This window comes from Pseudomonas sp. GW821-FHT04C07, from assembly GCF_059420325.1.
In genome coordinates this window covers 393580-417447 of record NZ_JBWKTM010000001.1, presented here as the reverse complement: position 1 = coordinate 417447, position 23868 = coordinate 393580, and the positions used below count along the sequence as shown (strand labels likewise).

The 23868-nt window shown below is 59.5% G+C and carries 24 protein-coding genes; 12 read left to right on the top strand and 12 right to left on the bottom strand.

Annotated features, from left to right (window positions below; translation table 11 throughout):
• Positions 1–61: 61 nt before the first annotated feature.
• Entirely contained in the window at positions 62–2071 is a 2010-nt protein-coding gene (rep, locus tag AC07UI_RS01980; protein WP_494990878.1) for a DNA helicase Rep, read from the bottom strand.
• A 265-nt stretch (positions 2072–2336) separates the two neighbouring features.
• Here rep and AC07UI_RS01975 point away from each other — a divergent pair, with 265 nt between their 5' ends.
• The gene (locus AC07UI_RS01975) at positions 2337–4007 is read left to right on the top strand and encodes a putative bifunctional diguanylate cyclase/phosphodiesterase (RefSeq protein WP_494990877.1); all 1671 of its coding nucleotides are present in this window, start codon (positions 2337–2339) and stop codon (positions 4005–4007) included.
• Here AC07UI_RS01975 and AC07UI_RS01970 read toward each other — a convergent pair.
• A complete protein-coding gene (locus AC07UI_RS01970; RefSeq protein ID WP_494990876.1) occupies positions 4004–5416 on the bottom strand; it encodes a NorM family multidrug efflux MATE transporter in 1413 nt (470 codons plus the stop codon). The genes AC07UI_RS01975 and AC07UI_RS01970 overlap by 4 nt on opposite strands.
• A 152-nt stretch (positions 5417–5568) precedes the next feature.
• On the opposite strand from AC07UI_RS01970, the gene AC07UI_RS01965 reads away from it, so the two are divergent.
• Together AC07UI_RS01965 and AC07UI_RS01960 are read left to right on the top strand one after the other, a co-directional pair.
• Positions 5569–6489, top strand: a complete 921-nt coding sequence (locus AC07UI_RS01965) for a LysR substrate-binding domain-containing protein (RefSeq protein ID WP_494990875.1) — start codon at positions 5569–5571, stop codon at positions 6487–6489.
• A 198-nt stretch (positions 6490–6687) separates the two neighbouring features.
• Entirely contained in the window at positions 6688–7902 is a 1215-nt protein-coding gene (locus AC07UI_RS01960; protein WP_494990874.1) for an aldose 1-epimerase family protein, read from the top strand.
• An 87-nt stretch (positions 7903–7989) separates the two neighbouring features.
• Here AC07UI_RS01960 and AC07UI_RS01955 read toward each other — a convergent pair whose 3' ends face one another.
• Positions 7990–9483 (bottom strand): YifB family Mg chelatase-like AAA ATPase, encoded by a 1494-nt coding sequence (locus AC07UI_RS01955; RefSeq protein ID WP_494990873.1) that lies wholly within the window; start codon positions 9481–9483, stop codon positions 7990–7992.
• 133 nt (positions 9484–9616) lie between these two features.
• On the opposite strand from AC07UI_RS01955, the gene AC07UI_RS01950 reads away from it, so the two are divergent.
• Together AC07UI_RS01950 and AC07UI_RS01945 are read left to right on the top strand one after the other, a co-directional pair.
• Positions 9617–9895 carry a type II toxin-antitoxin system RelE/ParE family toxin gene (locus tag AC07UI_RS01950; RefSeq protein ID WP_494990872.1) on the top strand — a complete coding sequence of 93 codons (279 nt, stop codon included), beginning with the start codon at positions 9617–9619 and terminating at the stop codon, positions 9893–9895.
• Between the two features lie 8 nt (positions 9896–9903).
• On the top strand, positions 9904–10209 hold the full coding sequence (locus AC07UI_RS01945) for a HigA family addiction module antitoxin (protein WP_494990871.1): 306 nt from the start codon (positions 9904–9906) through the stop codon (positions 10207–10209).
• Between the two features lie 54 nt (positions 10210–10263).
• On the opposite strand, the gene AC07UI_RS01940 is transcribed toward AC07UI_RS01945, so the two are convergent.
• Together AC07UI_RS01940 and AC07UI_RS01935 are read right to left on the bottom strand one after the other, a co-directional pair.
• A complete protein-coding gene (locus AC07UI_RS01940; RefSeq protein ID WP_494990870.1) occupies positions 10264–10791 on the bottom strand; it encodes a BRO-N domain-containing protein in 528 nt (175 codons plus the stop codon).
• Positions 10792–11176: 385 nt separating this feature from the next.
• Positions 11177–11437: an accessory factor UbiK family protein gene (locus tag AC07UI_RS01935; RefSeq protein ID WP_494990869.1), complete on the bottom strand. Its 261-nt coding sequence runs from the start codon at positions 11435–11437 to the stop codon at positions 11177–11179.
• Positions 11438–11856: 419 nt separating this feature from the next.
• Here AC07UI_RS01935 and glnK point away from each other — a divergent pair, with 419 nt between their 5' ends.
• The 4 genes from glnK (at position 11857) to sutA (ending at position 14644) form a co-directional block, all read left to right on the top strand.
• Positions 11857–12195, top strand: coding sequence for a P-II family nitrogen regulator (gene glnK / locus AC07UI_RS01930; RefSeq protein WP_002555808.1), 339 nt, complete (start codon positions 11857–11859; stop codon positions 12193–12195).
• Positions 12196–12228: 33 nt separating this feature from the next.
• A complete protein-coding gene (locus AC07UI_RS01925; RefSeq protein WP_494990868.1) occupies positions 12229–13566 on the top strand; it encodes an ammonium transporter in 1338 nt (445 codons plus the stop codon).
• Between the two features lie 226 nt (positions 13567–13792).
• Positions 13793–14218, top strand: a complete 426-nt coding sequence (locus AC07UI_RS01920) for a secondary thiamine-phosphate synthase enzyme YjbQ (RefSeq protein WP_494990867.1) — start codon at positions 13793–13795, stop codon at positions 14216–14218.
• Between the two features lie 102 nt (positions 14219–14320).
• Positions 14321–14644, top strand: a complete 324-nt coding sequence (gene sutA / locus AC07UI_RS01915; RefSeq protein WP_494990866.1) for a dormancy-specific transcriptional regulator SutA — start codon at positions 14321–14323, stop codon at positions 14642–14644.
• Positions 14645–14848: 204 nt separating this feature from the next.
• Here the strand turns inward: sutA and AC07UI_RS01910 are convergent, their stop codons facing one another.
• From AC07UI_RS01910 to lptM, 6 genes are read right to left on the bottom strand one after another with little or no spacing between them, the layout of a single operon-like run.
• A complete protein-coding gene (locus AC07UI_RS01910; RefSeq protein WP_494990865.1) occupies positions 14849–15553 on the bottom strand; it encodes an HAD family hydrolase in 705 nt (234 codons plus the stop codon).
• Positions 15553–16449: a tyrosine recombinase XerC gene (gene xerC, locus AC07UI_RS01905; protein WP_494990864.1), complete on the bottom strand. Its 897-nt coding sequence runs from the start codon at positions 16447–16449 to the stop codon at positions 15553–15555. Before xerC ends, AC07UI_RS01910 begins: the two co-directional genes overlap by 1 nt.
• Before the next feature lie 2 nt (positions 16450–16451).
• Positions 16452–17177 (bottom strand): DUF484 family protein, encoded by a 726-nt coding sequence (locus tag AC07UI_RS01900; protein WP_494990863.1) that lies wholly within the window; start codon positions 17175–17177, stop codon positions 16452–16454.
• Positions 17178–17190: 13 nt separating this feature from the next.
• The gene (dapF, locus tag AC07UI_RS01895; RefSeq protein ID WP_494990862.1) at positions 17191–18021 is read right to left on the bottom strand and encodes a diaminopimelate epimerase; all 831 of its coding nucleotides are present in this window, start codon (positions 18019–18021) and stop codon (positions 17191–17193) included.
• A gap of 4 nt (positions 18022–18025) precedes the next feature.
• Positions 18026–19273 carry a diaminopimelate decarboxylase gene (gene lysA / locus AC07UI_RS01890; RefSeq protein WP_494990861.1) on the bottom strand — a complete coding sequence of 416 codons (1248 nt, stop codon included), beginning with the start codon at positions 19271–19273 and terminating at the stop codon, positions 18026–18028.
• A 9-nt stretch (positions 19274–19282) separates the two neighbouring features.
• Positions 19283–19456 (bottom strand): LPS translocon maturation chaperone LptM, encoded by a 174-nt coding sequence (gene lptM / locus AC07UI_RS01885; protein WP_494990860.1) that lies wholly within the window; start codon positions 19454–19456, stop codon positions 19283–19285.
• A gap of 225 nt (positions 19457–19681) precedes the next feature.
• Here lptM and cyaY point away from each other — a divergent pair, with 225 nt between their 5' ends.
• From cyaY to rnk, 3 genes are all read left to right on the top strand, one after another.
• A complete protein-coding gene (gene cyaY / locus AC07UI_RS01880) occupies positions 19682–20014 on the top strand; it encodes an iron donor protein CyaY (protein ID WP_145014178.1) in 333 nt (110 codons plus the stop codon).
• Positions 20015–20018: 4 nt separating this feature from the next.
• Positions 20019–20243 (top strand): DUF1289 domain-containing protein, encoded by a 225-nt coding sequence (locus AC07UI_RS01875; protein ID WP_494990859.1) that lies wholly within the window; start codon positions 20019–20021, stop codon positions 20241–20243.
• Positions 20244–20493: 250 nt separating this feature from the next.
• Positions 20494–20904, top strand: coding sequence for a nucleoside diphosphate kinase regulator (gene rnk / locus AC07UI_RS01870; RefSeq protein ID WP_123426208.1), 411 nt, complete (start codon positions 20494–20496; stop codon positions 20902–20904).
• Between the two features lie 7 nt (positions 20905–20911).
• Here the strand turns inward: rnk and AC07UI_RS01865 are convergent, their stop codons facing one another.
• On the bottom strand, positions 20912–23761 hold the full coding sequence (locus AC07UI_RS01865; protein WP_494990858.1) for a class I adenylate cyclase: 2850 nt from the start codon (positions 23759–23761) through the stop codon (positions 20912–20914).
• Positions 23762–23868: the final 107 nt, after the last annotated feature.

Here is a 23868-nt window from a genome sequence, read left to right as displayed (position 1 = left end):
TCTTTTAGCGCTTTGTGCGCCTAAGCTCTGATAAAAAGTGTTCGGTTAAAAAGTAGTCAATTTAGCGCTTTAACATTGCGCGTATATCCGCTAACGCGGTATTGCCACGAACGGCTTTGACTTCGGTAGGGATGTCGTCGGTGCCTTCCCAGGCCAAGTCGTCCGGCGGCAGTTCATCGAGGAAGCGGCTCGGCGCACAGTCGATGATCTCGCCGTATTGCTTACGCTTGGCAGCGAAGGTGAAGGCCAGAGTCTGACGAGCTCGGGTAATTCCGACGTAGGCCAGGCGGCGTTCTTCTTCGATGGTGTCGGCTTCGATGCTGGAGCGGTGAGGGAGAATTTCCTCTTCCATGCCCATGATGAACACGTAGGGGAATTCCAGGCCCTTGGAGGCGTGCAAGGTCATCATTTGCACACCTTCGGCGCCGTCTTCCTCTTCCTGCTGACGTTCGAGCATGTCGCGCAAGACCAGCTTGCCGATGGCGTCTTCGATGGTCATTTCGCCATCTTCGTCTTTTTCCAGGGTGTTCTTCAGCGCCTCGATCAGGAACCAGACGTTGCCCATGCGGTAGTCCGCGGCTTTGTCGCTGGAACTGTTGGTGCGCAGCCAGTTCTCGTAATCGATGTCCATGACCATGCTGCGCAGTGCGGAAATCGGGTCCTCTCCCGCACATTGCTCACGTACGCGATCCATGAAGCGCTTGAAGCGCGTCAGGCGATCGGTGAAGCGGCTGTCCAGGTGCTCGCCAAGGCCAATTTCTTCGGTAGCGGCGTACATCGAGATCTTGCGCCCAGTGGCGTAGTTGCCGAGCTTTTCCAGGGTGGTCGAACCGATTTCCCGGCGTGGGACGTTGATCACCCGCAGGAAGGCGTTGTCGTCGTCCGGGTTCACCAGCAGGCGGAAGTAAGCCATCAGGTCTTTGACTTCCTGACGTCCGAAAAAGCTGTTGCCGCCGGAGAGGCGATACGGAATCTGGTGATGCTGAAGCTTGAGCTCAATGAGCTTGGCCTGGTAATTACCGCGATAAAGAATGGCGAAGTCGCTGTAGGGGCGGTCGGTGCGCAGGTGCAGGGTGAGGAGTTCCACGGCCACGCGCTCGGCTTCGGCGTCTTCGTTGCGGCAGCGGATCACGCGGATTTCGTCGCCGTGCCCCATGTCGCTCCACAGTTGTTTTTCAAACGCGTGGGGATTGTTCGAAATCAGCACGTTGGCGCAGCGCAGGATACGGCTGGTGGAGCGGTAGTTCTGCTCGAGCATTACCACTTTCAAGGACGGATAGTCGTCCTTGAGCAACATCAGGTTTTCCGGGCGTGCGCCGCGCCAGGCGTAGATCGACTGGTCATCATCACCCACCACGGTGAACTGGTTACGCTTGCCGATCAGCAGCTTCACCAGCAAATACTGGCTGGCGTTGGTGTCCTGGTATTCGTCCACTAGCAGGTAGCGGACCTTGTTTTGCCATTTTTCCAGGATGTCGGCGTGCTCCTGGAACAGTTTTACCGGCAGCAGGATCAGGTCGTCAAAGTCCACCGCGTTGAATGCCTTGAGCGTGCGCTGATAGTGGGTGTAGACGATGGCGGCGGTCTGCTCCTTGGGGTTGCGGGCATTTTCCAGGGCTTCGGGCGGCAGAATCAGGTCGTTTTTCCACGAGCCGATCATGTTCTTGATCTCGTCGACGCCGTCGTCGCCCGAGTATTCCTTCTGCATGATGTCAGTCATCAGGGCTTTGACGTCGGTCTCGTCGAAAATCGAGAACCCTGGCTTATAGCCCAGACGTGCATGCTCTTTGCGGATGATGTTCAGACCCAGATTGTGGAACGTACACACCGTCAACCCGCGGCCTTCGCCGCCGCGCAGCAGGCTGCCGACTCGCTCCTTCATCTCCCGCGCGGCCTTGTTGGTAAAGGTCATGGCGACGATGTACTGCGCACGGATGCCGCAGCTCTGGATCAGATGGGCGATTTTGCGGGTGATCACGCTGGTCTTGCCGGAGCCTGCGCCGGCGAGCACCAAAAGAGGGCCGCCGACATAGTTCACGGCTTCTTGCTGCCGGGGATTGAGTCGGGACATGACGGAAAAGGAGGTCGCTTGCGAAATGGGCGGGCATTTTAACAGGCTGGAAAGATTCTGCCGCTCCTCTGCGACTTGTGACGTAGCACTCGATCTAAATTTGCCGGTTTTGTTACTTTCCCGCAGGATGCGCAATGAATTTGCGTCTAATGTTCGTGTTTGAGCGGTACAAGCCGGTTTTTGATAATCAATAGCATTGGTCAGTGTTTATCGGCACGTCATAATGCCCGCCGCCAACATCTTTTGCAGAGTCTAGGGAGCTAGCTTGTCTACGCCTGTCGAACCCTTGCGTTTGCTGCTTCTGGCCCAAGAGCCAGCGTGGGCAGCGTTGTTGCGCGAGTGTCTGGCTCCGATGGGGAGCTCGGCTGTGCTGATCAGTGCGCCGAGCTGGGAGTCGGTCAGTAGTTTGTTCGATGACGACCGCACTGCGGTGTTATTGACGACTCCAGCCCTGCAACCCGCTCCGGGTCGCTGCAGTTTGCCAACGGTATTGCTGTTGGAGCACGAACCGGTAGTCGCACCGGACGGTGTCAGCGACTGGTTGGTCCGCGATGCTCTGGATATTGCTACGTTGCGCCGTTGTCTGCGCCATGTTCGTGAGCGAGGTGTGCTGGAAAACACCTTGCAACGCCTGGCTGAACAGGACCCGCTGACCGGCATCGCCAATCGCCAGGGGTTTCAGACCTTGCTGGCAGCCCGTCTTGCCGAGAATGAAGGGCGTGGCCTTGCGCTGGGTCATCTGGACCTCGACAACTTTCGTCACGCCAATGATGCCCTCGGTCACCAGGCCGGTGACCGGCTGATCCTGCAGGTGGTCTCGCGGCTCAAAAGCCAGCTTGAAGCCGGCGATCAACTGGCGCGTCTGGGCAGTGATGAATTTGCCTTGTTGGTCGACACCCGCCGGGCGCCGCAGCGTGCCGAGTGGATGGCTGAACGCATTATCGAAGCCATGTCCGAGCCCTATTGGGTCGATGGTGAAAGCCTGCTGATCGGCTGCAGTCTGGGTATTGCCCATGCCCGCACACGGGCCGGTGCCGACCCGCTGATGTGGCACGCGCATATCGCCATGCAACAGGCCAAAAGCACCCAAGGCTGCACTTTTCATATTTTCAATGAGCGCATCAATCGTAACGCCCGCAGCCTCGCCGATCTCGAAAGCGAACTGCGCCGTGCCTTGCGTCGCGACGAACTGGAACTGCATTACCAGCCACGGCTGAACCTGGAAGACGGGCAGATTGTCGGTCTCGAGGCGTTGGTGCGCTGGCGACATGGCGAGCGTGGCCTGTTGCCGCCGAGCGAATTCGTTCCGCTGGCCGAGCAAAGCGGTTTGATCGTGCCGCTCGGTTATTGGGTGATTTCCCGCGCCCTGCGGGATATGCAGGCTCTGCGCGAACGCGGCCTGCCGCCGTTGCACATGGCGGTCAACCTGTCGTTCCGGCAGTTCCAGGACAGTCAGCTGCTCTCGACGTTGAGTCGCCTGATTGCCGAGCGTGGCGTCGAGGCGCAATGGCTGGAGTTCGAACTGACGGAAACCGCAGTGATGCGCCGAAGTGACCTGGTCAAGCAGACCATGGATGCGCTGGGTCGTTTGGGTGTGCGTTTCTCACTGGATGACTTCGGCACCGGCTTCTCTTCGTTCGTTCACCTCAACAGCCTGCCGATTGCGCTGCTGAAGATCGACAAGAGCTTTGTCGGCGGCATGGAACTGCGCGAAGAGAACCGCAAGCTGGTCCACGCGATGATCAATCTGGCGCACAACCTCAACCTGGAAGTGGTGGCCGAAGGCGTCGAAACGCCGGAGCAGCTTGCGTTACTGCGCGGCTTCGGCTGCGATCAGGTTCAGGGTTACCTGATCAGCAAGCCGTTACCCTTGGTTGAATTGGTCGAGTACTTGACGTTCGGCGTCTGCCAGCAAACCGTGCAGGATTTCTGCTAAGCCGACAGGTCGCCGATGCCTTGCTCCAGAGCCCTCTGCGATGAGGGCTTGCCTTTGATCATCCGCTTCATCTTCCCTTCGAACGCCAGCGTCAGGCTCACTGCCGCGCAGGCCAGCCCCAACGCCAGACCCCACCATACGCCGGTCGGCCCCCAACCGAGGGTAAAGGCCATTAACCACGCAGCGGGTGCGCCGATCAGCCAATAGCAGCCCAGGCCCACCACAAAGGTGGTCTTGGCGTCCTTGAGCCCGCGAATCGCGCCCATGGCGATGGTTTGCGTGCCGTCGAACAGCTCGAACCAGGCAGCCACCGCCAGCAAGCTCACAGCCAGGTTGATCACATCGCGAAAGGCCGGGTCGTTTTGATCGAGGAACAGCCCGACCAGCTGGTTCGGCACTAGCCAGAACACCATCGCGAAACCGAGCATCGCGGCCCCACCGAAGGCGATCCCGACCCGACCGGCCAAGCGGGCGTCCAGCAATTGCCCTGCGCCATAGTGCTGACCGATGCGCATGGTAATCGCATAGGAAATACCCGCTGGAATCATGAACGCTACCGAGACGATTTGCAGCGCGATCTGATGTGCGCCCAGTTGCGTGCTGCCCATGGTGCCCATGCACAGCGCGGCGAACGCAAAAAGGCCGACTTCCACCGCATAGGTGCCACCGATTGGCAGCCCCAGACGCCACAGTTCGCGCAGGTACTGGCGGTTTGGCCGCGACAGCCCCTGACGCAGCGGATAAGCGTCGTAGGCCGGATGCCGACGGATATGCCAGGCCAGCGCCAGAGCCATGCAATTGGCGACGATTGCCGTGACCAGGCCGATCCCGGTCAGACCGAGCTTCGGCAGGCCGAACATGCCGGTGATCAACGCATAGTTGAGCAGGAAGTTGGCCACGGTACCGCCCAGGCTGATGACCATCACCGGAGTCGCGCGGCCGATGGCGCTGGTAAACCCGCGCAAGGCCATGAAACTCAGGTAGCCGGGCAGGGCGAATGGCAGGATCAGCAGGAACCGGCCGGCGGCGTGGACGTTGGTTTCGGTCTGGCCGAACATCAGCAGAACGGGCTTGAGGTTCCACAGCAGCAGACCGGCCACCAGTGCCATCAGCCAGGCCAGCCAGAGCCCGGCCTGGGTCAGGCGGGTAGCGCCTTTGATGTCGCCTGCGCCCTGGCGAATGGCAACCAGGGTGCCAACCGCGGCAATCACACCGATGCAGAAGATCGACACGAACGTATAGCTGGCGGCGCCCAAACCGCCACCAGCGAGGGCTTCGGGGCTCAGTCTGGCCATCATCAAAGTGTCAGTGAGCACCATCAGCATGTGTGCCAACTGCGAGGCGATCAGCGGCCCGGCCAGCCGCAGGATGGCCCGGAGTTCGATACGTGCTGGATGCTGCATTATCATCAGTCTCGATTGTTCACAAGGGCAGGGAAGGGTTGATTCTCGGCGCTCTCGGGCGTGTGCACAAAGGGATAAAAACGATTGCTCGCATGATTAAAACTCATGCGTCGAGGTTTCTGGTAGGGTTTTGCCATTGCGCTATAGGAACGCTCCCAATGTCCCGTCGTCTTCCTCCTCTTTACGCTTTGCGCGCTTTTGAAGCGGCGTCGCGGCATAGCTCGTTTACTCGTGCGGCCGAAGAGCTGTCGATTACCCAGAGCGCTGTCAGCCGACACATTCGCACGCTGGAAGAGCATTTCGCCTGCCGTCTGTTTCAGCGCAGCGGTCGAAACTTGCAGCTGACCGAAGCTGCGCGTCTGCTGCTGCCAGGGATACGTGAAGGCTTCTCGGCACTGGAGCGTGCCTGCAATACCCTGCGCGCTGAAGATGACATCCTGCGAATGAAGGCGCCGTCGACCTTGACCATGCGTTGGCTGCTGGCGCGCCTCAGCCGTTTCCGGCATTTGCAACCGGGTAACGAGGTGCAACTGACCAGCGCCTGGATGGATGTCGACTCGGTGGACTTCAACCAGGAACCCTTCGATTGTGCGGTACTGCTCAGCAACGGGCACTTTCCCCCGGATTGGGAGGCCAGCTACCTGTTCCCCGAGCTGCTGATCCCGGTAGGCGCGCCGAGTCTATTGAGTGATCAACCCTGGGACGCCGCGCGCCTGGCTAGCGCAGAGTTGCTGCATCCGACGCCGGACCGTCGCGATTGGCGCAATTGGCTGGAGCGCATGGGTCTCTCCGAACAAGTGTCACTCAAGGGCGGCCAGGTCTTCGACACACTGGAGCTGGGCATGATCGCCGCTGCCCGTGGCTACGGTGTTTCCATGGGCGACCTGCTCATGGTGGCTGAGGATGTCGCGCAGGGGCGGTTGAGTCTGCCGTGGCCGACAGCCGTCGCCAGCGGTGAGAATTATTACCTGGTCTGGCCGAAAACCCGTCCAGGAGGTGAGCGTTTGCGCAGGCTCAGCGATTTTCTCCAGAGCGAAGTCCAGGCGATGGAGTTACCTGACGTCGAGCGCCTGAGCTGAAACGATGACGCCCTGATTTCCCCCTGGAGCGAGCTTGCTCGCGAAGACATCAGAACAAGCAACTCGAATCCCACGAAATGACCGAGGTGACCGATCCGCTGCCAAAAGCTCAATTGGCGTTCAACTGTGCGTTTTTATACTTGCTGAATCGTTTCATCAGCGCTATAAAAATTGCACAACTCCAAGAAAGGCTTTCCCATGACCCCGCTCAAATTGATCGTTGCCCTCAGCGCACTGACTGCTGCATCTCAAGCCATGGCTTGGGATTATGTGTTGCTCGATACCGACAAAGCCGCGCAAAACTTTCAGATCACCAGCGAAAAGTTGGGAGTGAAAACCGCCAAGCCATTCTCCGTGACGATGCGCACGCTGCATGGTGGTCGTCAGGAGGGCGTCAGCATTGTCGACATCGATAATGGCGTGATGAAACTGTCCGTAGTGCCGACTCGCGGGATGAACGTCCTGCAGGCCTCGGTGGGCGATGTACGGATGGGCTGGGATTCGCCGGTCAAGGAGGTGGTCAATCCGTCGTTTATCGAGCTCAACGGCCGCGGCGGACTGGGCTGGCTGGAGGGGTTCAACGAACTGGTCACCCGTTGTGGCTACGAATGGGTCGGCCATCCGGGCATGGACAACGGTGAGCTGCTGACCCTGCATGGCCGCGCCGCCAATATCCCGGCGAACAAGGTCACCCTGCATATCGACGAAAAGCCGCCCTATGCCATCAGCCTGCGCGGTGAGCTGAAAGAGCAGGCCTTCAAGAAAGTCGACTTTTCGGTGGCGACCGAACTGGTCACCGACCCCGGCAGCGTGCGCTTTGCGCTCAACGACACGCTGACCAACAACGGCGACTATCCGAAGGAATATCAGGCGCTTTATCACAGCAACTTCAGCACGCCATTCCTGGAGCAAGGCGCCCGTTTCGCCGCGCCGGTGAAACAAGTCTCACCGTTCAACGACAAGGCCAAAGCGGATTTGTCTGACTGGCAAACCTATCGAGGTCCGACCAAGGATTACGACGAAACCGTCTACAACGTGGTGCCATACGCCGACGCCAAGGGCGACACGCTCACCGTTCTGCACAACAAAGCGGGCAGTCTGGGCGTGGCGGTCGGTTTCAACACCGAGCAATTGCCTGTGTTCTCCCTCTGGAAAAACACCGACACACAAGGCCAGGGTTACGTTACCGGCCTGGAACCAGGCACCAGTTTCTCCTACAACCGTCGCTATCAGCGGCCACTGAACCTGGTGCCAACTATCGGTGCCAAGCAGCAGCGTCAGTTCCAGATCAATTACAGCTTGTTGGCGGATAAGCCGGCTGTGGATAAGGCACTGAAGCGAGTCAACGAGATTCAGAACGGGCGACAGACCGAAGTGCGGCAGACGCCGTTGGTGGATCTGAGCAAGGGGTGAGGGAGGGGAAACCTGAAAAATCGATTATTCGTTGAGAAAAACGATTGGAAATGAGGGTTTTCTTAAAAAAATGATTACAAACGCGGCTTACTGACCCGTCGGTCGATACTGCAACGCCTCAGCCAGATGTTCCCGGCTGATCAAGTCGACCTGCTCAAGGTCCGCCAACGTGCGCGCTACCTTGAGCAGTCGATGGGCCGCCCGCAGCGACAACGTCAACCGCTCGCATGCCGTCTCAAGCCAATTCTCATCGACTGTGGATAACTGGCAATGCTGGCGCAGCCCCGGCAGGTCGAGGAAGGCATTGGCACAACCCTGACGCCGTTGCTGCCGTTCGCGGGCATTGGCGACCAGTAAAGCGGCACTGGCGGTGTCATCGCCGGATGGTTTCGCAGGGTTGAGCGCCGTGGCTTCGCGAGCGACGGTCAGGTGCAGGTCGATGCGATCCAGCAGAGGGCCGGAGAGCTTGTTGCGATAGCGCTGAATCTGTTCCGGCGTGCAGCGACAACGTCCGCTGGGCTCGCCGAGATAACCGCACGGGCAGGGATTCATGGCTGCCACCAATTGGAAGCGTGCCGGGAAACGTACCCGGTCTCGGGCTCGGGCAATGACGATTTCACCGGACTCCAGGGGCTCTCTTAAAACCTCCAGAACCTTGCGATCAAACTCCGGCAGTTCATCGAGAAACAGTACACCGTTGTGGGCGAGGGTGATTTCCCCCGGTTGCGGTTTTGAGCCACCACCCACCAGCGCCGGGCCGGATGCCGAATGATGGGGTTGGCGAAACGGCCGTTGTGGCCAGTGGCTCAGCGGCACATGGCTGGCGACTGACTGAATCGCTGCGACTTCCAGCGCTTCATGCTCGTCCAATGGTGGAAGCAATCCGGGCAAGCGACTGGCCAGCAGCGTTTTTCCGGTGCCTGGTGGGCCACTGAACAGCAGGTTATGAGCGCCCGCTGCGGCGATCAGCAAGGCTCGCTTGGCCGCGAGCTGACCCTGCACTTCATTCAAGTCGGGATAAGGCTTGTTCGCCAGTAGCAAACCGTTGGAAACAAAAGGTTCGACAGGTGTGTGGCCGTTGAAGTGCGCGACTATCTCCAGCAGATGATCGACCGCGATTACCTTCAACCCGGAAGCCAGGCAGGCCTCTTCGGCATTGGCGCGCGGCACCACCAGGGTGCGTCCGGCCTTGCGGGCGGCCAGTGCGGCCGGCAATACCCCGCGTACCGCCCGTACGGCACCGGACAACGCCAACTCCCCAAGACACTCCACATCGTCCAGCGTCAATGTCGGAACCTGCATGCTGGCCGCGAGAATCCCCAAGGCAATCGCCAGATCAAAGCGCCCGCCGTCCTTTGGCAGATCGGCGGGAGCGAGATTCAATGTGATGCGCCGCGCCGGAAAATCGAGGCCTGAATTGAGAATCGCACTGCGCACCCGGTCTTTGCTTTCCTTGACGGCCGTTTCCGGCAGGCCCACCAGCGTCAGGGATGGCAAGCCGTTGGCCAGATGGACCTCAACGGTGACAGCGGGTGCGTCCACGCCGATCTGGGCGCGGCTGTGGACGATGGCCAGAGACATAGATCATTCCTTGATGGTGCGAAAGCCGCGTCCTGCGGTTTTGGAAGGATAGTTGAGGTGAACGAGCGAGCAGGTTGCATTTATGTATCTTGACTATACACTTCACGTTAACGAATAACGTTAAGCTTTAATCATGATCGTAAGCTTTAAATGTTCTGAGACCGAGTACTTGTTTCGCAACGGTAGGACCCGTCTGTGGTCAGCCATTCTCAGTGTCGCGGAACGGAAACTGGCGATGCTTGATGCTGCTGCCGTGTTGATGGACCTTCGGTCTCCTCCGGGCAATCGCCTGGAAGCGTTGGAGGGAAATCGCAAAGGGCAACACAGCATCCGCATCAACGCTCAATGGCGAATTTGCTTTATCTGGGGTCCTAGCGGACCTGAAAATGTCGAAATCGTCGATTATCACTGAGGTGAGAAATGACTAAGAACGGTATGCGCCCGGTTCACCCCGGCGAAATCCTTAAAGAGGAATACCTTGAGCCTCTGGGTCTTACGGCAGCGGCTTTGGCCAGGGCGCTGAATGTATCCACCCCAACGGTGAATGACATCGTGCTTCAGCGCCGCGGCGTGAGTGCCGATGTCGCGCTCAGGCTTGCCATTTGCCTGGACACCACCCCCGAGTTCTGGCTGAACCTGCAATCGACTTACGACCTGCGCAAAGCTGAAATCGAGCGTGGCGCTGCGATCCGGGATCAGGTTGAGCGTCTTCCACACTGCGCCTGACAGACCTGTTGATCGAACCCCATGCCAAAGCGTGGGGTTCGTTCTTTACAGGACTTAAAACGATTGAAGCAACCGTGAAGCGCGTTTCCACCAAGGTGCATTGCTCACACTCCGCGGCCGCTCACCCTCCGGCAGCATGTGTGGAACATCCTGCAACCGGATCCATGGCTGGTTATTCCAGTGCAACAGGCTCAGGGACATCTGCGGCCAATCCAGCAGGCTCAGAATCGGGCGTTCGCTTGAAGTCGCTTGCTGGGCATCCCTCAACGCAGGGACCACATCGTGAGTCAGCCACTCCCGCAAACCCCGGTACTCCGGGCAGTAGTGATAGACCAGTAACGCATAGACCCCGGACTCGCTGATCAGTAGCGTGTGCTCAACCTTGCCATGGCAAAGCAGCCGCAAGGTCTGGCGCTGATCGGAATCAAGTTTGCGCAACGCGCGCTCATCCAGAAAAAGCCGGAGCAAACGCCCAAGATCGCGGGCGCTGAACCATGCCTGGTTTTCCAGCAGGAGTGCGTGGAGGTGGAGTCTGTGGCGGGTGAAGACGTGGGGGACTAGATAAGCTTCATTTTTATTCATTGATACAGCTCCTTCTGCTTAAGGGGCTGCCAGCAATCGTCGCCAAACGATTGGGTGGCAGCTGTACGCGGGTTGGCGAACCGGAGCAAAAGGAACCCGGCAGACCCGAAAGTCTCCCACGCACAGCCGCCATGACATGAGTCGACGTACATGAAAAACGCCCGCTATCGTATGGTGGGCGTCGTGCGCCTTAAGCTTCCGGGTCGCCAAACCCAGTGCTGAATGTTCAGCTGGGGGTGAGCGTAGAGACCCGGGTCTAGCGGCGCAATCGGAAATCGGTGGTGGTTTTTGTAGGAATCAGCCTGGATGTAGGGCGGGCTTCAAGATTGCCGGAAGGTCGTTCCGACCTTATCGCGGGCAAGCCTCGCTCCCACAGGGATGAGCGTTACTCAGCAGGCGGACTTAGCTTCGCTTCAAGTTCGGCCACCTTCGCTTCCAGGCTTTCCAACCGAGCGCGCGTGCGCGCCAGTACCACCATCTGGCTGTCGAACTCTTCTCTGCTCACTAGATCAAGCTTGCTGAAGCCGCTTTGCAGCAGGGCTTTGAACTGGCTTTCGATTTCGTTGCGTGGCAGCGGGGTGTCACCGCTGAACAGGCGGGAAGCGTGGCCGCTCAGGGCGTCGAGGAGATCTTTGGGCGCGAGCATGGGAGGTGTCCTGAAAACTGATGGTCGGCAGTGTATCACGCAGTGTCTATAGTCAATGGTGCAGGCAGGGATGCACGCTTTTCGCGCATGTTGGCGGGCGATCGCGCACTGTTGTTGTGCGTATCTGTTGCGCTGGTTGTAAACAGACGCCTGCTGCAGCGGCCAAGGGATTGAAATCAATGGGTTTTCACGAGATGGCAAGCTTTCTGCTTAGTCGTTGGTAACCCATGCACTGATGCAGTCGCTGTGACGAATGCAGTGCGCCGGGCGGAACGGGGAAGTGTTTCGTCAGGAGCGGTTAGCTGGCGTCGGGATGGCTGTGTCAGGCCGACGATGCGTTACAAAGCCAGGCACTGCGCTTAGACTTGAGCCGGGTTTGTTTTCCTGGGGCAAGTCCACCAATTCGGGAGAGAGTTTTCATGAAGCTAGTCACTGCCATCATCAAGCCGTTCAAACTGGACGATGTGCGCGAGTCGTTGTCCGAGATCGGCGTGCAGGGCATTACCGTTACTGAGGTCAAAGGCTTCGGTCGGCAGAAGGGTCACACCGAGCTGTATCGCGGCGCGGAGTACGTGGTCGATTTTCTGCCCAAGGTGAAGATTGATGTCGCCATTGACGACAAGGATCTTGATCGGGTTATCGAGGCGATAACCAAGGCGGCCAACACCGGCAAGATTGGTGACGGCAAGATCTTTGTGGTCAATCTGGAACAGGCTATTCGCATCCGTACCGGCGAAACCGACACCGACGCAATCTAAGCCACCAAACCCAACGCCCCAGGAGAAAACAATATGACTCTGCGTAATTTCGCAGGGCTAGGAGCCCTGTTGTCCCTCGTAATGCCCAGCCTGGCCATGGCGGCAGATCCGGTGGCGGCTCCAGTCCTCAACTCCGGCGATACCGCCTGGATGTTGACCTCCACTGCACTCGTGCTGTTCATGACTATTCCCGGCCTCGCGCTGTTCTACGGCGGCATGGTTCGCTCCAAAAACATTCTTTCGGTGATGATGCAGTGCTTTGCCATTACCGGTCTGGTCACCATCCTGTGGTTCCTTTATGGCTACAGCATGGCGTTTGACACGACTGGCATGGAAGTAAACGTCGTCAACTTCAACTCGTTTGTCGGCAGCTTCGCCAAGGCCTTCCTGGCCGGCATCACGCCCGCCAGTATTACCGGTCCTACGGCGCTGTTTCCTGAGGCGGTGTTCGTCACTTATCAGATGACCTTCGCGATCATCACCCCGGCGCTGATTGTCGGTGCCTTTGCCGAGCGGATGAAGTTCTCCGCGATGCTGATCTTCATGGGTTTGTGGTTCACCCTGATTTACGCACCGATTGCGCACATGGTCTGGAGTGGTCCGGGTTCGCTGCTGGGTGACTGGGGCGTGCTCGACTTTGCTGGCGGCACCGTGGTGCATATCAACGCCGGTGTCGCCGGGCTGGTGGCCTGTCTGGTGCTGGGCAAGCGTAAAGGCTTCCCGACCACGCCGATGGCGCCGCACAACCTTGGTTACACCCTGATGGGCGCCGCCATGCTGTGGGTCGGCTGGTTCGGCTTTAACGCCGGTTCCGCCGCTGCGGCCAACGGCACTGCCGGCATGGCGATGCTGGTGACTCAAATCGCTACCGCTGCTGCGGCCCTGGGCTGGATGTTCGCCGAGTGGCTGACCCACGGCAAACCTAGCGCACTGGGTATCGCTTCGGGTGTGGTTGCCGGTCTGGTGGCGATTACCCCGGCGGCCGGTACGGTCGGCCCGATGGGTTCGCTGATTATCGGTCTGGCGGCGGGTGTGGTGTGCTTCTTCTGCGCGACCACCCTGAAACGCAAACTGGGTTATGACGACTCCCTGGACGCCTTCGGCGTGCACGGTATCGGCGGTATCCTTGGCGCGATCCTCACCGGTGCGTTCGCGGCTCCGTCGCTGGGCGGTTTCGGCACCGTGACTGATATAGCGGCGCAGGTGTGGATTCAGTGCAAAGGTGTTGGCTTCACGGTGATCTACACCGCGATCGCGACCTTCATCATTCTCAAGGTGCTGGACGCCGTCATGGGGCTGCGTATCACCGAAGAGGAAGAGTCGGTCGGCCTCGATCTGGCGCAACACAATGAGCGCGCCTACAACGTGTAAGTTCTCGAGAAAGAAACGCGAGAAAAAAATGCCCGACCCCGTCGGGCATTTTTTTGTCTGGCTTTTGTCGATAAGGGAACAGCTGAAAGGTTTTTTCCTTCGCTCCCAGGCGTATTCATCGAAGCTGTTTTTTTTGGGCCAATGACTTACAGCATTGAAGGAATATTAGACCCTTTGTTTTTTCCCTGAGCGCGCTAGAATGCGCGCCGAATGTGCGGAGAACTGTATGTGGCAACAGACTCTGATTACCCTGCGGGCAAGGCCCCGGGGCTTTCATCTGGTAACGGACGAGTTACTCGCCGGCCTGCCTGAATTGAAGGCATGTCGGGTCGGTCTGGTGCATTTGTGGCTGCAGCATACCTCGGCGTCGTTGACCATCAACGAGAACGCCGACCCGGCGGTACGTCGCGACTTCGAACGTTTTTTCAATCGGCTGATCCCACAAGGCATGGCCGGCTATGAACATGAGGACGAAGGCGCGGATGATCTCCCGGCGCACTTCAAGGCCAGCTTGCTTGGCTGTCAGTTGAGTTTGCCGGTGACGGCAGGTCGACTGGCGTTAGGTAGCTGGCAAGGTGTTTATCTGGGCGAGCATCGTGATCATGGTGGTGCTCGTAAAGTCCTTGTCACCTTGCACGGCGATGGGGCATAAACCGCTGGTTACCAGCGGATATTGATTTTTTTCCGGCAGCCGTCGACAGTCGGCGTAGCTGGGCTATAACTAATCTGCTTTTCGCAAGTCATGAGGTAGAACATGAGCGACGATGATCTGGAAAACGACGACCTCGAAGTAGGTGACGAAGACGAGACCGAAGAAGGTCTTGAAACGGCGGCCGAAGACGTTGCTGACGACGACAGCAGCGATGTGCCTGTTCCGACCGCTAAAGGCAAGGCCAAGGCTGCTATTTCAGTCGATGAGCTGCCGAGTGTCGAAGCCAAGAACAAAGAGCGTGATGCTCTGGCGCGCGCTATGGAGGAGTTTCTCTCCAAAGGCGGCAAAGTGCAGGAAGTCGAGGCCAACGTGGTGGCCGATCCACCAAAAAAGCCTGACAACAAGTACGGCAGCCGTCCTATCTAAGCGCGCCGGTTACTTGCTTGCTGAAAAAGCCCGCCGTCGCTGCGGGCTTTTTCATGGGCGTAAGGAAATGGTCTTGGGCTTGGCGCGATACCCTGTGGGAGCGAGCTTGCTCGCGATGAGGGCGTAACATTCGGAATTGATATCGGCTGACACTCCGCTATCGCGAGCAAGCTCGCTCCCACAGGGGGTGTGTGATATTCAGGTTCAGTGTTGGGCGCTCCACCGTGCCAGCAACGCAGGCAGTTCAGTCAAACTGCGAATCTCGGCATCCGGCGCCTTCTCGGCTTCCCACACTTTACCCGCCGGGTTGAACCAGATCGCCCGCAGTCCGGCTTGCTGCGCGCCGGCAATGTCATCCCCGGGATGATCGCCGATATGCACGGCGGTTTGCGCTGTCGCCTCACCACGTTGCAAGGCTTCGTGAAACAGGCGCGAATCCGGTTTGGCAATGCCGATGTCTTCGGCACAAAGGGCAAACTTGAAGTAGTCAGCAAGGCCCAGGCGGCGGACATCAGCGTTGCCGTTGGTGACGACCCCAAGCGTGTAGTGCCTGGCGAGGACTTCAAGGGTCGGTTGCACCTCAGGAAATATCTCGAGCTGATGCCGCGCGTGCAGAAACACTTCAAAGCCCTGATCGGCCAGTTCCGACGCTTGCTGATGGGCGTAACCGGCTTCCTCCAGTGCGTGGAACAACACTCTGCGCCGCAAGGCGCTGATCCGGTGCTTGAGGCCAGGTTCGTTGCTCAGGACACGCTCACGGATCGCCCAGAGGTGTTCGACAGCTACACCGCCGAGGTCTGGCGCGTGCTCGGCCAGCCACTGGCGCAGTACCGCTTCCGCGCTGACGATGACCGGGGCGGTGTCCCACAGGGTGTCGTCGAGGTCGAAAGTGATCAGTTTGATCGTCATTACTCACCGCCTTTGTTGCGTTTGGCCCGAGGATGGGCGCTGTCGTAGACCGACGCCAAATGCTGGAAATCCAGATGAGTGTAAATCTGCGTGGTCTTGATGTCCGAGTGACCGAGCAACTCCTGCACGGCGCGCAGGTCTTGCGAGGACTCCAGCAGGTGGCTGGCGAAGGAGTGCCGAAGCATGTGCGGATGCAGGTTCTGCCCCAGTTCGCGCTCGCCAGCGGCTTTAACGCGCAGCTGGATGGCTCGCGGTCCCAGGCGCCGGCCCTGTTGGCTGACGAATACTGCGTCGTCTGCCGGGTTGGTCAGGGCGCGCAGTGGCAACCACAGCTGCAATGCCTCCCGAGCCTTCTTGCCGACGGGTAGAACCCGGGTTTTGCTGCCTTTACCAAGGACTTGAACCAGGCCATCCGCTAAATCAAGCTGATCTAGATTGAGCCCGGTCAGCTCGGAGAGGCGCAGGCCGGAGGAGTAGAACAGCTCCAGAATCGCCTGATCACGATGAGCCAGGAAGTCGTCCTCGACAGCGCCGTCGAGCAGTTGCAGCGCGCGGTCGGTATCCAGGGTTTTGGGTAGCCGACGTTCGCCTTTGGGCGGTGCCAGACCATTGGCTGGATCGTGGTCGCAGAGGCCTTCGCGGTTCAAGTAGTGGTAGAGCCCGCGAACCGCCGAAAGCAGGCGCGCCAGGCTGCGGGAGGACTGGCCCTGCTGATGCAGGCGGGCGATCAGGCTACGCAGGCGTTGAATATCCAGCGTGGCCCAGCTTGAAATCTGCTGTTTCTCGCAGTACGCCAGCACTTTGTTCAGGTCGCGGCGGTAGGCTTCCAGCGTATGGGGTGACACTTGGCGCTCACTGCGCAGGTGAGCGCAGTAGGCGTCCAGTTGTCGTTCCATGGTTAGCGTACCGAGCGTAGAGAGTTGTGGATGCGCGGAAGTACGCGGCCCATGACTTCGGCGATGTAGCTCAGGAACAGCGTGCCCACCGAGCTTTTGTAATGCTGCGGATCGCGGCTGGCAATGGCCAGGACGCCGTACAGGCCTTGGTGGCTGAGGGCGACGACGGCCGTGGAGCCAATTTGCTTGCGCTGTTCTTCGCCGAACAGGAAGTCCAGTTCGTGCTCACGCAGACTGCCGCTGACGGTTTTGCCGTTCGACAACAAGCCGCCGATGGTCTGCTGCGCTTCGGCACTGGTGACCCAGCGGCCGACGGGCAGGGCGCTGTCGCTGAATAGAATCAGACTGACAAAAGGCACCTGAAAGTCCTGTCGCAGGCTGTCTTCAACGCTGATCACCACGTCTTCCAGGCTGCTGGCGTCCATGAGCGCGAGCGTCAGTCGGCGGGTCTTGTCAAACAGCCGGTCATTGTCGCGAGCGACGTCCATCAGTTGTGAGAGGCGATGACGCATCTCGATATTGCGTTCGCGCAACATCTTCAACTGGCGCTCGACCAGTGAAATGGTATCGCCGCGCTGATGGGGGATGCGTAATGCCAGGAGCAGTTCTTCGTGCTCGGCGAAGAAATCCGGATGAGCCTCCAGGTACGCGGCAATGGCCGCCGCCTCAAGGCTTTCAGAAGGTGATTCGTCGGGCTGTTGGGCTGGAACCTGAGGCTGATCGGTCATGGATTTCGCTCACTCATAGACGCACCTGTCCTTCGTATACGCGCACTGCCGGTCCGGTCATCATCACCGGTTGGCCGGGGCCGGCCCACTCAATGGACAGACGCCCACCCGGCAGGTCAATCAACAGTGGTGAATCCATCCACCCCTGGCTGATCGCGGCCACTGCTGCTGCGCAGGCACCGGTCCCGCAGGCCTGGGTTTCCCCTGTCCCGCGCTCCCAGACGCGCAACTGCGCACGCTGGCGGTCAATGACCTGAAGAAAACCGACGTTGGTCCGTGCCGGGAAGCGCGGGTGGTTTTCGATTTTCGGCCCCAGTTCATGCACCGGCGCGTTGTTGATATCGTCCACGCGCAGCACGGCGTGCGGGTTGCCCATGGACACCGCGGCGAGCTCGACGGTCTTGCCGTCGACTTCGACCGGATAGTTCAAGGCCTGAGCTTGGGCTTCAAATGGAATATCGGCCGGAACCAGGCGCGGCGGGCCCATGTTGACTCTGATCTGGCCGTCGCTGCGGATATCCAGTTCGATGATGCCGCTTTTGGTCTCGACGCGGATCTGTCGTTTTGCGGTCAGGCGTTTGTCCAGCACGAAGCGCGCGAAGCAGCGCGCACCGTTGCCGCATTGTTCCACTTCGGAACCGTCGGCGTTGAAGATCCGATAGCGGAAGTCCACGTCCGGGTTGCTCGGCGCTTCGACGATCAGCAGTTGATCGAAGCCGACACCGGTGTTCCGATCGCCCCATTGCTTGGCGTGCTTGGGCAGAATATGCGCGTGCTGGCTGACCAGGTCGAGGACCATGAAGTCATTGCCCAGGCCGTGCATTTTGGTAAAACGCAGCAGCATGGTTTTACTCCGGCAGCAGGCTTTCGCCAGCAAACAACTCGGCTACCGTCTCGCGGCGACGCACTTCAAAAGCCTGATCGCCATCAACCAGCACTTCGGCGCAACGGCCGCGAGTGTTGTAGTTGGAGCTCATGACAAAACCGTAAGCACCGGCCGAATGCACGGCAAGCAAGTCACCTTCTTCCAGCGCCAGCTGACGATCCTTGGCGAGGAAGTCGCCGGTTTCGCAGATCGGCCCGACGATATCGTAGGCGCGCGCCGGGGTTGCACGCGGGCGCACGGCCGTGACGTCCATCCAGGCCTGATACAGCGCCGGACGGATCAGGTCGTTCATGGCCGCGTCGACGATGGCGAAGTCTTTGTGTTCGGTGTGCTTGAGGTACTCGACCTGGGTCAACAACACGCCGGCGTTGGCGACGATGAAGCGGCCCGGTTCGAACACCAGCGCCAGGTCGCGGCCGTCGATGCGTTCGCGTACGGATTTGATGTAGTCGGCAGCCAATGGCGGCTCTTCATCGCGATAACGCACACCCAAACCGCCACCGAGGTCGATGTGGCGCAGGTAGATTCCGCAATCACTCAGACGGTCGATCAGCGCCAGCAGGCGGTCGAGGGCATCGATGAAGGGCGGGAGGGTGGTCAGTTGCGAGCCGATGTGGCAATCGACGCCGACCACTTCCAGGTTAGGCAGTTGGGCGGCACGGACGTACACGTCTTCGGCGTCGGCAATGGCGATGCCGAACTTGTTTTCTTTAAGACCGGTAGAAATGTATGGGTGTGTGCCGGCATCGACGTCCGGGTTGACCCGCAGCGAGATCGGCGCGCGAACACCGAGTTCGGCAGCGACGACTTGCAGGCGCTCGAGTTCGTCGGTCGACTCGACGTTGAAGCAGTGCACGCCGACTTCCAGGGCGCGGCGCATGTCATCACGGGTCTTGCCGACGCCGGAGAAGACGATCTTGTCAGCCTGGCCACCAGCGGCCAGAACGCGCTCCAGTTCGCCACGGGAGACGATATCGAAACCGGCGCCCAAACGCGCCAGGACATTCAGTACGCCCAGGTTGGAGTTGGCCTTGACCGCAAAGCAGACCAGGTGCGGCGTGCCGGCCAGGGCATCGGCGTACGCCAGGTACTGGGCTTCGATGTGCGCGCGGGAGTAGACGTAGGTGGGTGTGCCAAAGCGTTCGGCGATGGCGGACAGGGCAACATCTTCCGCGAACAGCTCGCCGTCACGGTAGTTAAAAGCGTCCATGATGTTCCCTTAGTAGGTGCTGGTACCGGTGCTGTGCTGGTGCGCTTTTGACTGCGACGACTTTGCCTGGTCTTCAGGAGATTTGCTGTCATCGGGCAGATACAGCGGACCTTTTTGACCACAGGCAGCAACAAGGCAGGCAACCGCGACGAGCGCAGCAAGGGAGGAGATCAGGCGCTTCATGGCGAAATCCTTGAAAATACGTTAATTGCGCCGGAGTATACCGGCCACCCGGCAGCTTGCCTATGCGACGGACCACCCGTCCGGCGGGCCTTTGCCTGTGGCAGGTGGTCAAGCAGTGCGAGGCGCGTGGATACCGGTGCTTGGTCAGTATCCTTTGCAATCGCTGGGGCTCGGCCGTATCTTGCGGCGCTTGAGCGTGAGTAGACACTTTTTGAGGTTCCTGCGATGAGTTTGACTGAAGCCCGTTTCCACGATCTGGTCGATGCCACCCAGCAGACGCTGGAGGATATTTTCGACGAGAGTGGCCTGGATGTTGATCTGGAAAGCTCGGCCGGTGTACTCACCGTCAAGTTCGAAGGCGGTAGCCAGTTGATCTTCAGTCGTCAGGAACCGCTGCGTCAGCTGTGGCTGGCGGCAGTGTCCGGCGGCTTCCATTTCGACTACGACGAAGAAAGCGAGCGCTGGATGTGTGACAAGAGCGAAGAGCAGCTCGGTGAGATGCTTGAGCGCATCGTCAAGCAGCAGGCCGACGTCGAACTCGATTTCGAAGGGCTGTGATCTTGTGAGCGAGGCAGCTCCCACCCGTGCGCCCAAACCGCTGTACAGCAATGTCAGCGCGGCTGTGCCGTCGCCATGCACCAGCGTCTGTCGACTGGACGAGCAGAAAGTCTGCCTGGGCTGTTTCCGCCACGTCGAAGATATCCGCGAATGGCGCTCGGCCGATGACGAGCGGCGACGGGTGATTTGCGCCCAGGCCCAGCTACGCAAGACCGCAAGCCACCCGTAGGAGCTGCCGCAGGCTGCGATCTTTTGATCTTGCCTGTTCAGACATCTGCTCCAGTCGCGTCGCGCCGAAAAGATCGCAGCCTGCGGCAGCTCCTACAGGGATCGTGCGGGCTGTCCGGCATTGGCTTGTATATTTTTTGAGCTGTGATAGTGTCCAGATACGCCTCAACTCATCGAGGTCCGTGAAAACCCCGCCTATTTCTGGCGGGGTTTTGCTTTTGTCGTGCAGAAAAAAGGAGCCTGCCTCAATCATGACCGCACCTTCCATCATCCTTACCCGCCTGGACGTGCAACGTCTGGAGCGTTTGATCGACAGCCTGGATGACTCGCTGCCAGGTGTTATCGCGCTGCAAACCGAACTGGATCGCGCCGATACGCTGGTCGGTCACGATGAAGTGCCAGCCGATGTCGTGACCATGAACTCGCGTGTGCATTGCCGTGAAGAAAGCAGCGGCAAGGACTATCACCTGACCCTGGTTTATCCACAGGACGCCAATGCCGACGAAGGCAGGATTTCCATTCTTGCGCCGGTAGGCAGCGCATTGCTCGGTTTGAAGGTTGGCCAGCACATCGATTGGCCGGCACCAGGCGGCAAGACTCTGAAGCTCACACTGCTTGAGGTTGAGTCGCAGCCAAAGAATGGCGGTGACTGCTCATTCTGACAACACCTCAGACCTGTTCGAGCGCCTTGTTCAATGCGCGCTCCAGGTCTGCCTTGTAGCGCAGGTAAAGATTGCTTGAGCTCTGACCATCACCGAGCAGGCCGGACAGGTCCAGGTCGGTGATGTAGCAGCGATACTGTTGCGCCTCGCGACGCTGCCCGACGATCTCCTGTGCGACCACGGCAAATAGCCGGTCGCCGTGCTCCAATTCGCAAAACTCTCGCTGATTGCAATACAGGGTGACCTGACCTTGCCCGGGTACGGCTTTGCCGACAATCGCCTGGACGTCGTAGAACGGCTTGTTCACCGGTGTCTGCGGCGCCGGCCGTGGTTCGACCCGGCGTGCACGGTTGGTGCCCGACGGCAGCAGTTGGTAGTACAGGGTTCCCAGCACCGTCATCGGTTGAGCGGCATCCATCGGCAGCAGCGCGTCACGGCGATACAGGATCGATTGCAGGAAACGTTGCAGTGGCACCAGCAGGCTTTGTTCGTCGTGATATGGCTGGCGCTGTTGCCACAGGGCATTGAACTCATCGAGCACGTACAACTCGGCACAGGCATCGTTGATGCGGTAGAACACCTGAATGCAGTCGGGCTGGCCCATCGGCAGGATCAACGCCAGATCGTGATCCTCCAGCGCCATTGGGTCCAGTTGCAGCGGGCTGTAACGGGTCAGGTCTTCGCTCAGGTAATCGAGCAGCGCCGGCAGGCTCGCCAGCGCGACATGGTTGACCTGACCGGGAACCAGTTCCAACACGTGGTAATGCTGCTGGACCTGAATCAGGTAGCGATGATTGAGCTTGCTGAGCAGCAGGTTCTGCGCGGTATCGAGGACTTCTTCGACACGTTGGGCGATGAACTGCGCACGGTTATGGCAGAAGCAGCGCACTCGCAGTCGAGGTTGCTCCGGGCCGCTCGGCAGGTTGTTGAGGTAATCGCGCAGGCAGTCGAGCAGGGCGTGGGCGCCGTCGTAGCGACTGACCAGCACTTCGTTCCAGCTGTTGAGCGTGACCTGATCGAGGGTCAGCACCAGGTTCTCGCGTACCCCGGCGTAGCTCAGCGAGTCTGTGCGCTCGGTGGTCATCAGGATGTTCAGGTCGCGGTGGTGCTTGAGTGGGTCGACGCCAACGTTCACCAGAATCAGCGCCTCGCTCGGCACGCTGGCGCGCAGCAGCTGTTCTTCGCTGACGCTGGTCAGGGGCCGGGCGATGGTCTGTTGCAGGCTGCCCAGCAGGTTGAACAGCTCGAACTCGCTCAGGTCGCTGCTGCCGGGGTGTAAGGCCAGGCGAGTGCTGCTGTCGATCACGCCGTTGCGGTGGCACCAGGTCAGGAGTTCCAGCAGTTCGCGGCTGCGCTTGATCGGCGCGAAATTCTCCCACTCCAGATTGCCCAGGTTGCCGTTGTACAAGCCCCAGTGGGTCTGCCCGGATTCTTTCTTGTTCGCTGACTGGACGAGGGTCAGTGTGTCTTCGGCCAGGTCCGGCGCGATGCCGGGGTTGATGAACTCGATCTTGTCGGCCTTGCGTTCGAAGGCCGCGTACAGCCTGCGACCCAGTACGTTGAGGTCGCGTTTGTTGATCAGGCTGACGGTTTGTTCGGTGCGGGCGAACTGGGTCAGGAAGCGGTAGCTGTAGTTCAGCTCGTTGACCAGTGCGCGGCGCTCGGAACTGACGTGACGGACCTTCCATTGACTGCGGCTGTCGAGCATCGCCAATTGCCGGTGATCCCAGCCCCACTCTTGAGCCAGCCGCTCCAGCAGCAGACGCTGCCAGCTTTTGCTGCGCTGGCCGCTGTTGCCGGTCAGCTTGCGATTGACCTTGAGGTACAAGGCGCGCCGAACCAGCTCCAACCGTTCTGGCTCGCCTCGGGTCGTGAGGTACTCCTCGATGCGCCGGTAGACCACGATGTACGGGTCGAGCTCATCCAGATCAAGGCGGTTGGCGAACACTGCTTGCTTGAAGCGCAGGCTCAGGCATTCGACGTTCGGGTGTTCGCTGGCGTAGACCTCGGTCAGCAGCAGTTTGAGCACTGATTTGTAGGGTGACTCGATACCTTTGAACAACTGCCAGAGCCCGGCCCCGATGAACTCGCCGGGCGGAATGTGTGCCAAGTGGCCGAGATCGAGGGTTTCGTCGGCGCGGATAAAGCGTTTGGACAGTAGCGTATGAGTGTACTGATCGTAACCGGACTCTTCGTACACCGGCACCAGCCACCAGATCGGCGTGCGTCCGGCGAGCCAGATGGCCGTGCGATAGAACTCGTCCAGCAGCAAATAATGCTGCGTGGTTCCGCAGTTGTCGGAGCTCAATTGGGTGTCGCGTTCGCCGCAGACGAAGCGTTGCGGGTCGATCAGAAAGAAATGCGCCTCGGCACCCTGACTGGCGGCCCAGACTTCCAGAAACTGGCACTTTTTACGCAGCTCAGTGAGTTCGCTTTCACTCAAGTCCGAGGCGTGACAGACCCACACGTCCATGTCGCTCTGATCGGCCTGAGCGAGGGTGCCGAGGCTGCCCATCAGGAACAAACCGTGAATCGGCCGCGACGGATTACCGTGGCGGGGCTTATACGAAAAGGAGCGGGTCAGGCGTTGCGCTTCGGCAAGTACTGTGGCGTCAGGCTCGAAATTCGACAGCCCGGCCGGCGTGCTGCCCGAAACATAGCCCGGCAACAGCGGATGGTTGACGTGAAAGAACAGTGGCAACAGAGTCAAAACCACTTGCTGGCGTGGCGACAATCCCTCCATCGCGCGGGCCATGCGGCCCTCGTTGAGTTTCAGAAACCGTGCGCGCAGCTGGCTGAGAACCTTGCGATCGATTCCCTCGTCCAGATCGGGGCGGATTTCATGGGTGCGGGTCATGTCAAACTCAAACCGGCTCGCGGAGCTCGAATGTGGGAGGTCTCAGGGCGGCTAGCAGTTTACAGGCTCAAGACTTCGACCTTTAAGCTGAATTTTATTTTTGGCGT

Excerpts from the sequence above, each read along its gene's own strand:
- rep (WP_494990878.1), bottom strand. The coding sequence starts at position 2,071 with ATGTCCCGACTCAATCCCCGGCAGCAAGAAGCCGTGAACTATGTCGGC.
- AC07UI_RS01970 (WP_494990876.1), bottom strand. The coding sequence starts at position 5,416 with ATGATAATGCAGCATCCAGCACGTATCGAACTCCGGGCCATCCTGCGG.
- AC07UI_RS01965 (WP_494990875.1), top strand. The coding sequence starts at position 5,569 with ATGTCCCGTCGTCTTCCTCCTCTTTACGCTTTGCGCGCTTTTGAAGCG.
- AC07UI_RS01960 (WP_494990874.1), top strand. The coding sequence starts at position 6,688 with ATGACCCCGCTCAAATTGATCGTTGCCCTCAGCGCACTGACTGCTGCA.
- AC07UI_RS01955 (WP_494990873.1), bottom strand. The coding sequence starts at position 9,483 with ATGTCTCTGGCCATCGTCCACAGCCGCGCCCAGATCGGCGTGGACGCA.
- AC07UI_RS01950 (WP_494990872.1), top strand. The coding sequence starts at position 9,617 with ATGATCGTAAGCTTTAAATGTTCTGAGACCGAGTACTTGTTTCGCAAC.
- AC07UI_RS01945 (WP_494990871.1), top strand. The coding sequence starts at position 9,904 with ATGACTAAGAACGGTATGCGCCCGGTTCACCCCGGCGAAATCCTTAAA.
- AC07UI_RS01940 (WP_494990870.1), bottom strand. The coding sequence starts at position 10,791 with ATGAATAAAAATGAAGCTTATCTAGTCCCCCACGTCTTCACCCGCCAC.
- AC07UI_RS01935 (WP_494990869.1), bottom strand. The coding sequence starts at position 11,437 with ATGCTCGCGCCCAAAGATCTCCTCGACGCCCTGAGCGGCCACGCTTCC.
- glnK (WP_002555808.1), top strand. The coding sequence starts at position 11,857 with ATGAAGCTAGTCACTGCCATCATCAAGCCGTTCAAACTGGACGATGTG.
- AC07UI_RS01925 (WP_494990868.1), top strand. The coding sequence starts at position 12,229 with ATGACTCTGCGTAATTTCGCAGGGCTAGGAGCCCTGTTGTCCCTCGTA.
- AC07UI_RS01920 (WP_494990867.1), top strand. The coding sequence starts at position 13,793 with ATGTGGCAACAGACTCTGATTACCCTGCGGGCAAGGCCCCGGGGCTTT.
- sutA (WP_494990866.1), top strand. The coding sequence starts at position 14,321 with ATGAGCGACGATGATCTGGAAAACGACGACCTCGAAGTAGGTGACGAA.
- AC07UI_RS01910 (WP_494990865.1), bottom strand. The coding sequence starts at position 15,553 with ATGACGATCAAACTGATCACTTTCGACCTCGACGACACCCTGTGGGAC.
- xerC (WP_494990864.1), bottom strand. The coding sequence starts at position 16,449 with ATGGAACGACAACTGGACGCCTACTGCGCTCACCTGCGCAGTGAGCGC.
- AC07UI_RS01900 (WP_494990863.1), bottom strand. The coding sequence starts at position 17,177 with ATGACCGATCAGCCTCAGGTTCCAGCCCAACAGCCCGACGAATCACCT.
- dapF (WP_494990862.1), bottom strand. The coding sequence starts at position 18,021 with ATGCTGCTGCGTTTTACCAAAATGCACGGCCTGGGCAATGACTTCATG.
- lysA (WP_494990861.1), bottom strand. The coding sequence starts at position 19,273 with ATGGACGCTTTTAACTACCGTGACGGCGAGCTGTTCGCGGAAGATGTT.
- lptM (WP_494990860.1), bottom strand. The coding sequence starts at position 19,456 with ATGAAGCGCCTGATCTCCTCCCTTGCTGCGCTCGTCGCGGTTGCCTGC.
- cyaY (WP_145014178.1), top strand. The coding sequence starts at position 19,682 with ATGAGTTTGACTGAAGCCCGTTTCCACGATCTGGTCGATGCCACCCAG.
- rnk (WP_123426208.1), top strand. The coding sequence starts at position 20,494 with ATGACCGCACCTTCCATCATCCTTACCCGCCTGGACGTGCAACGTCTG.
- AC07UI_RS01865 (WP_494990858.1), bottom strand. The coding sequence starts at position 23,761 with ATGACCCGCACCCATGAAATCCGCCCCGATCTGGACGAGGGAATCGAT.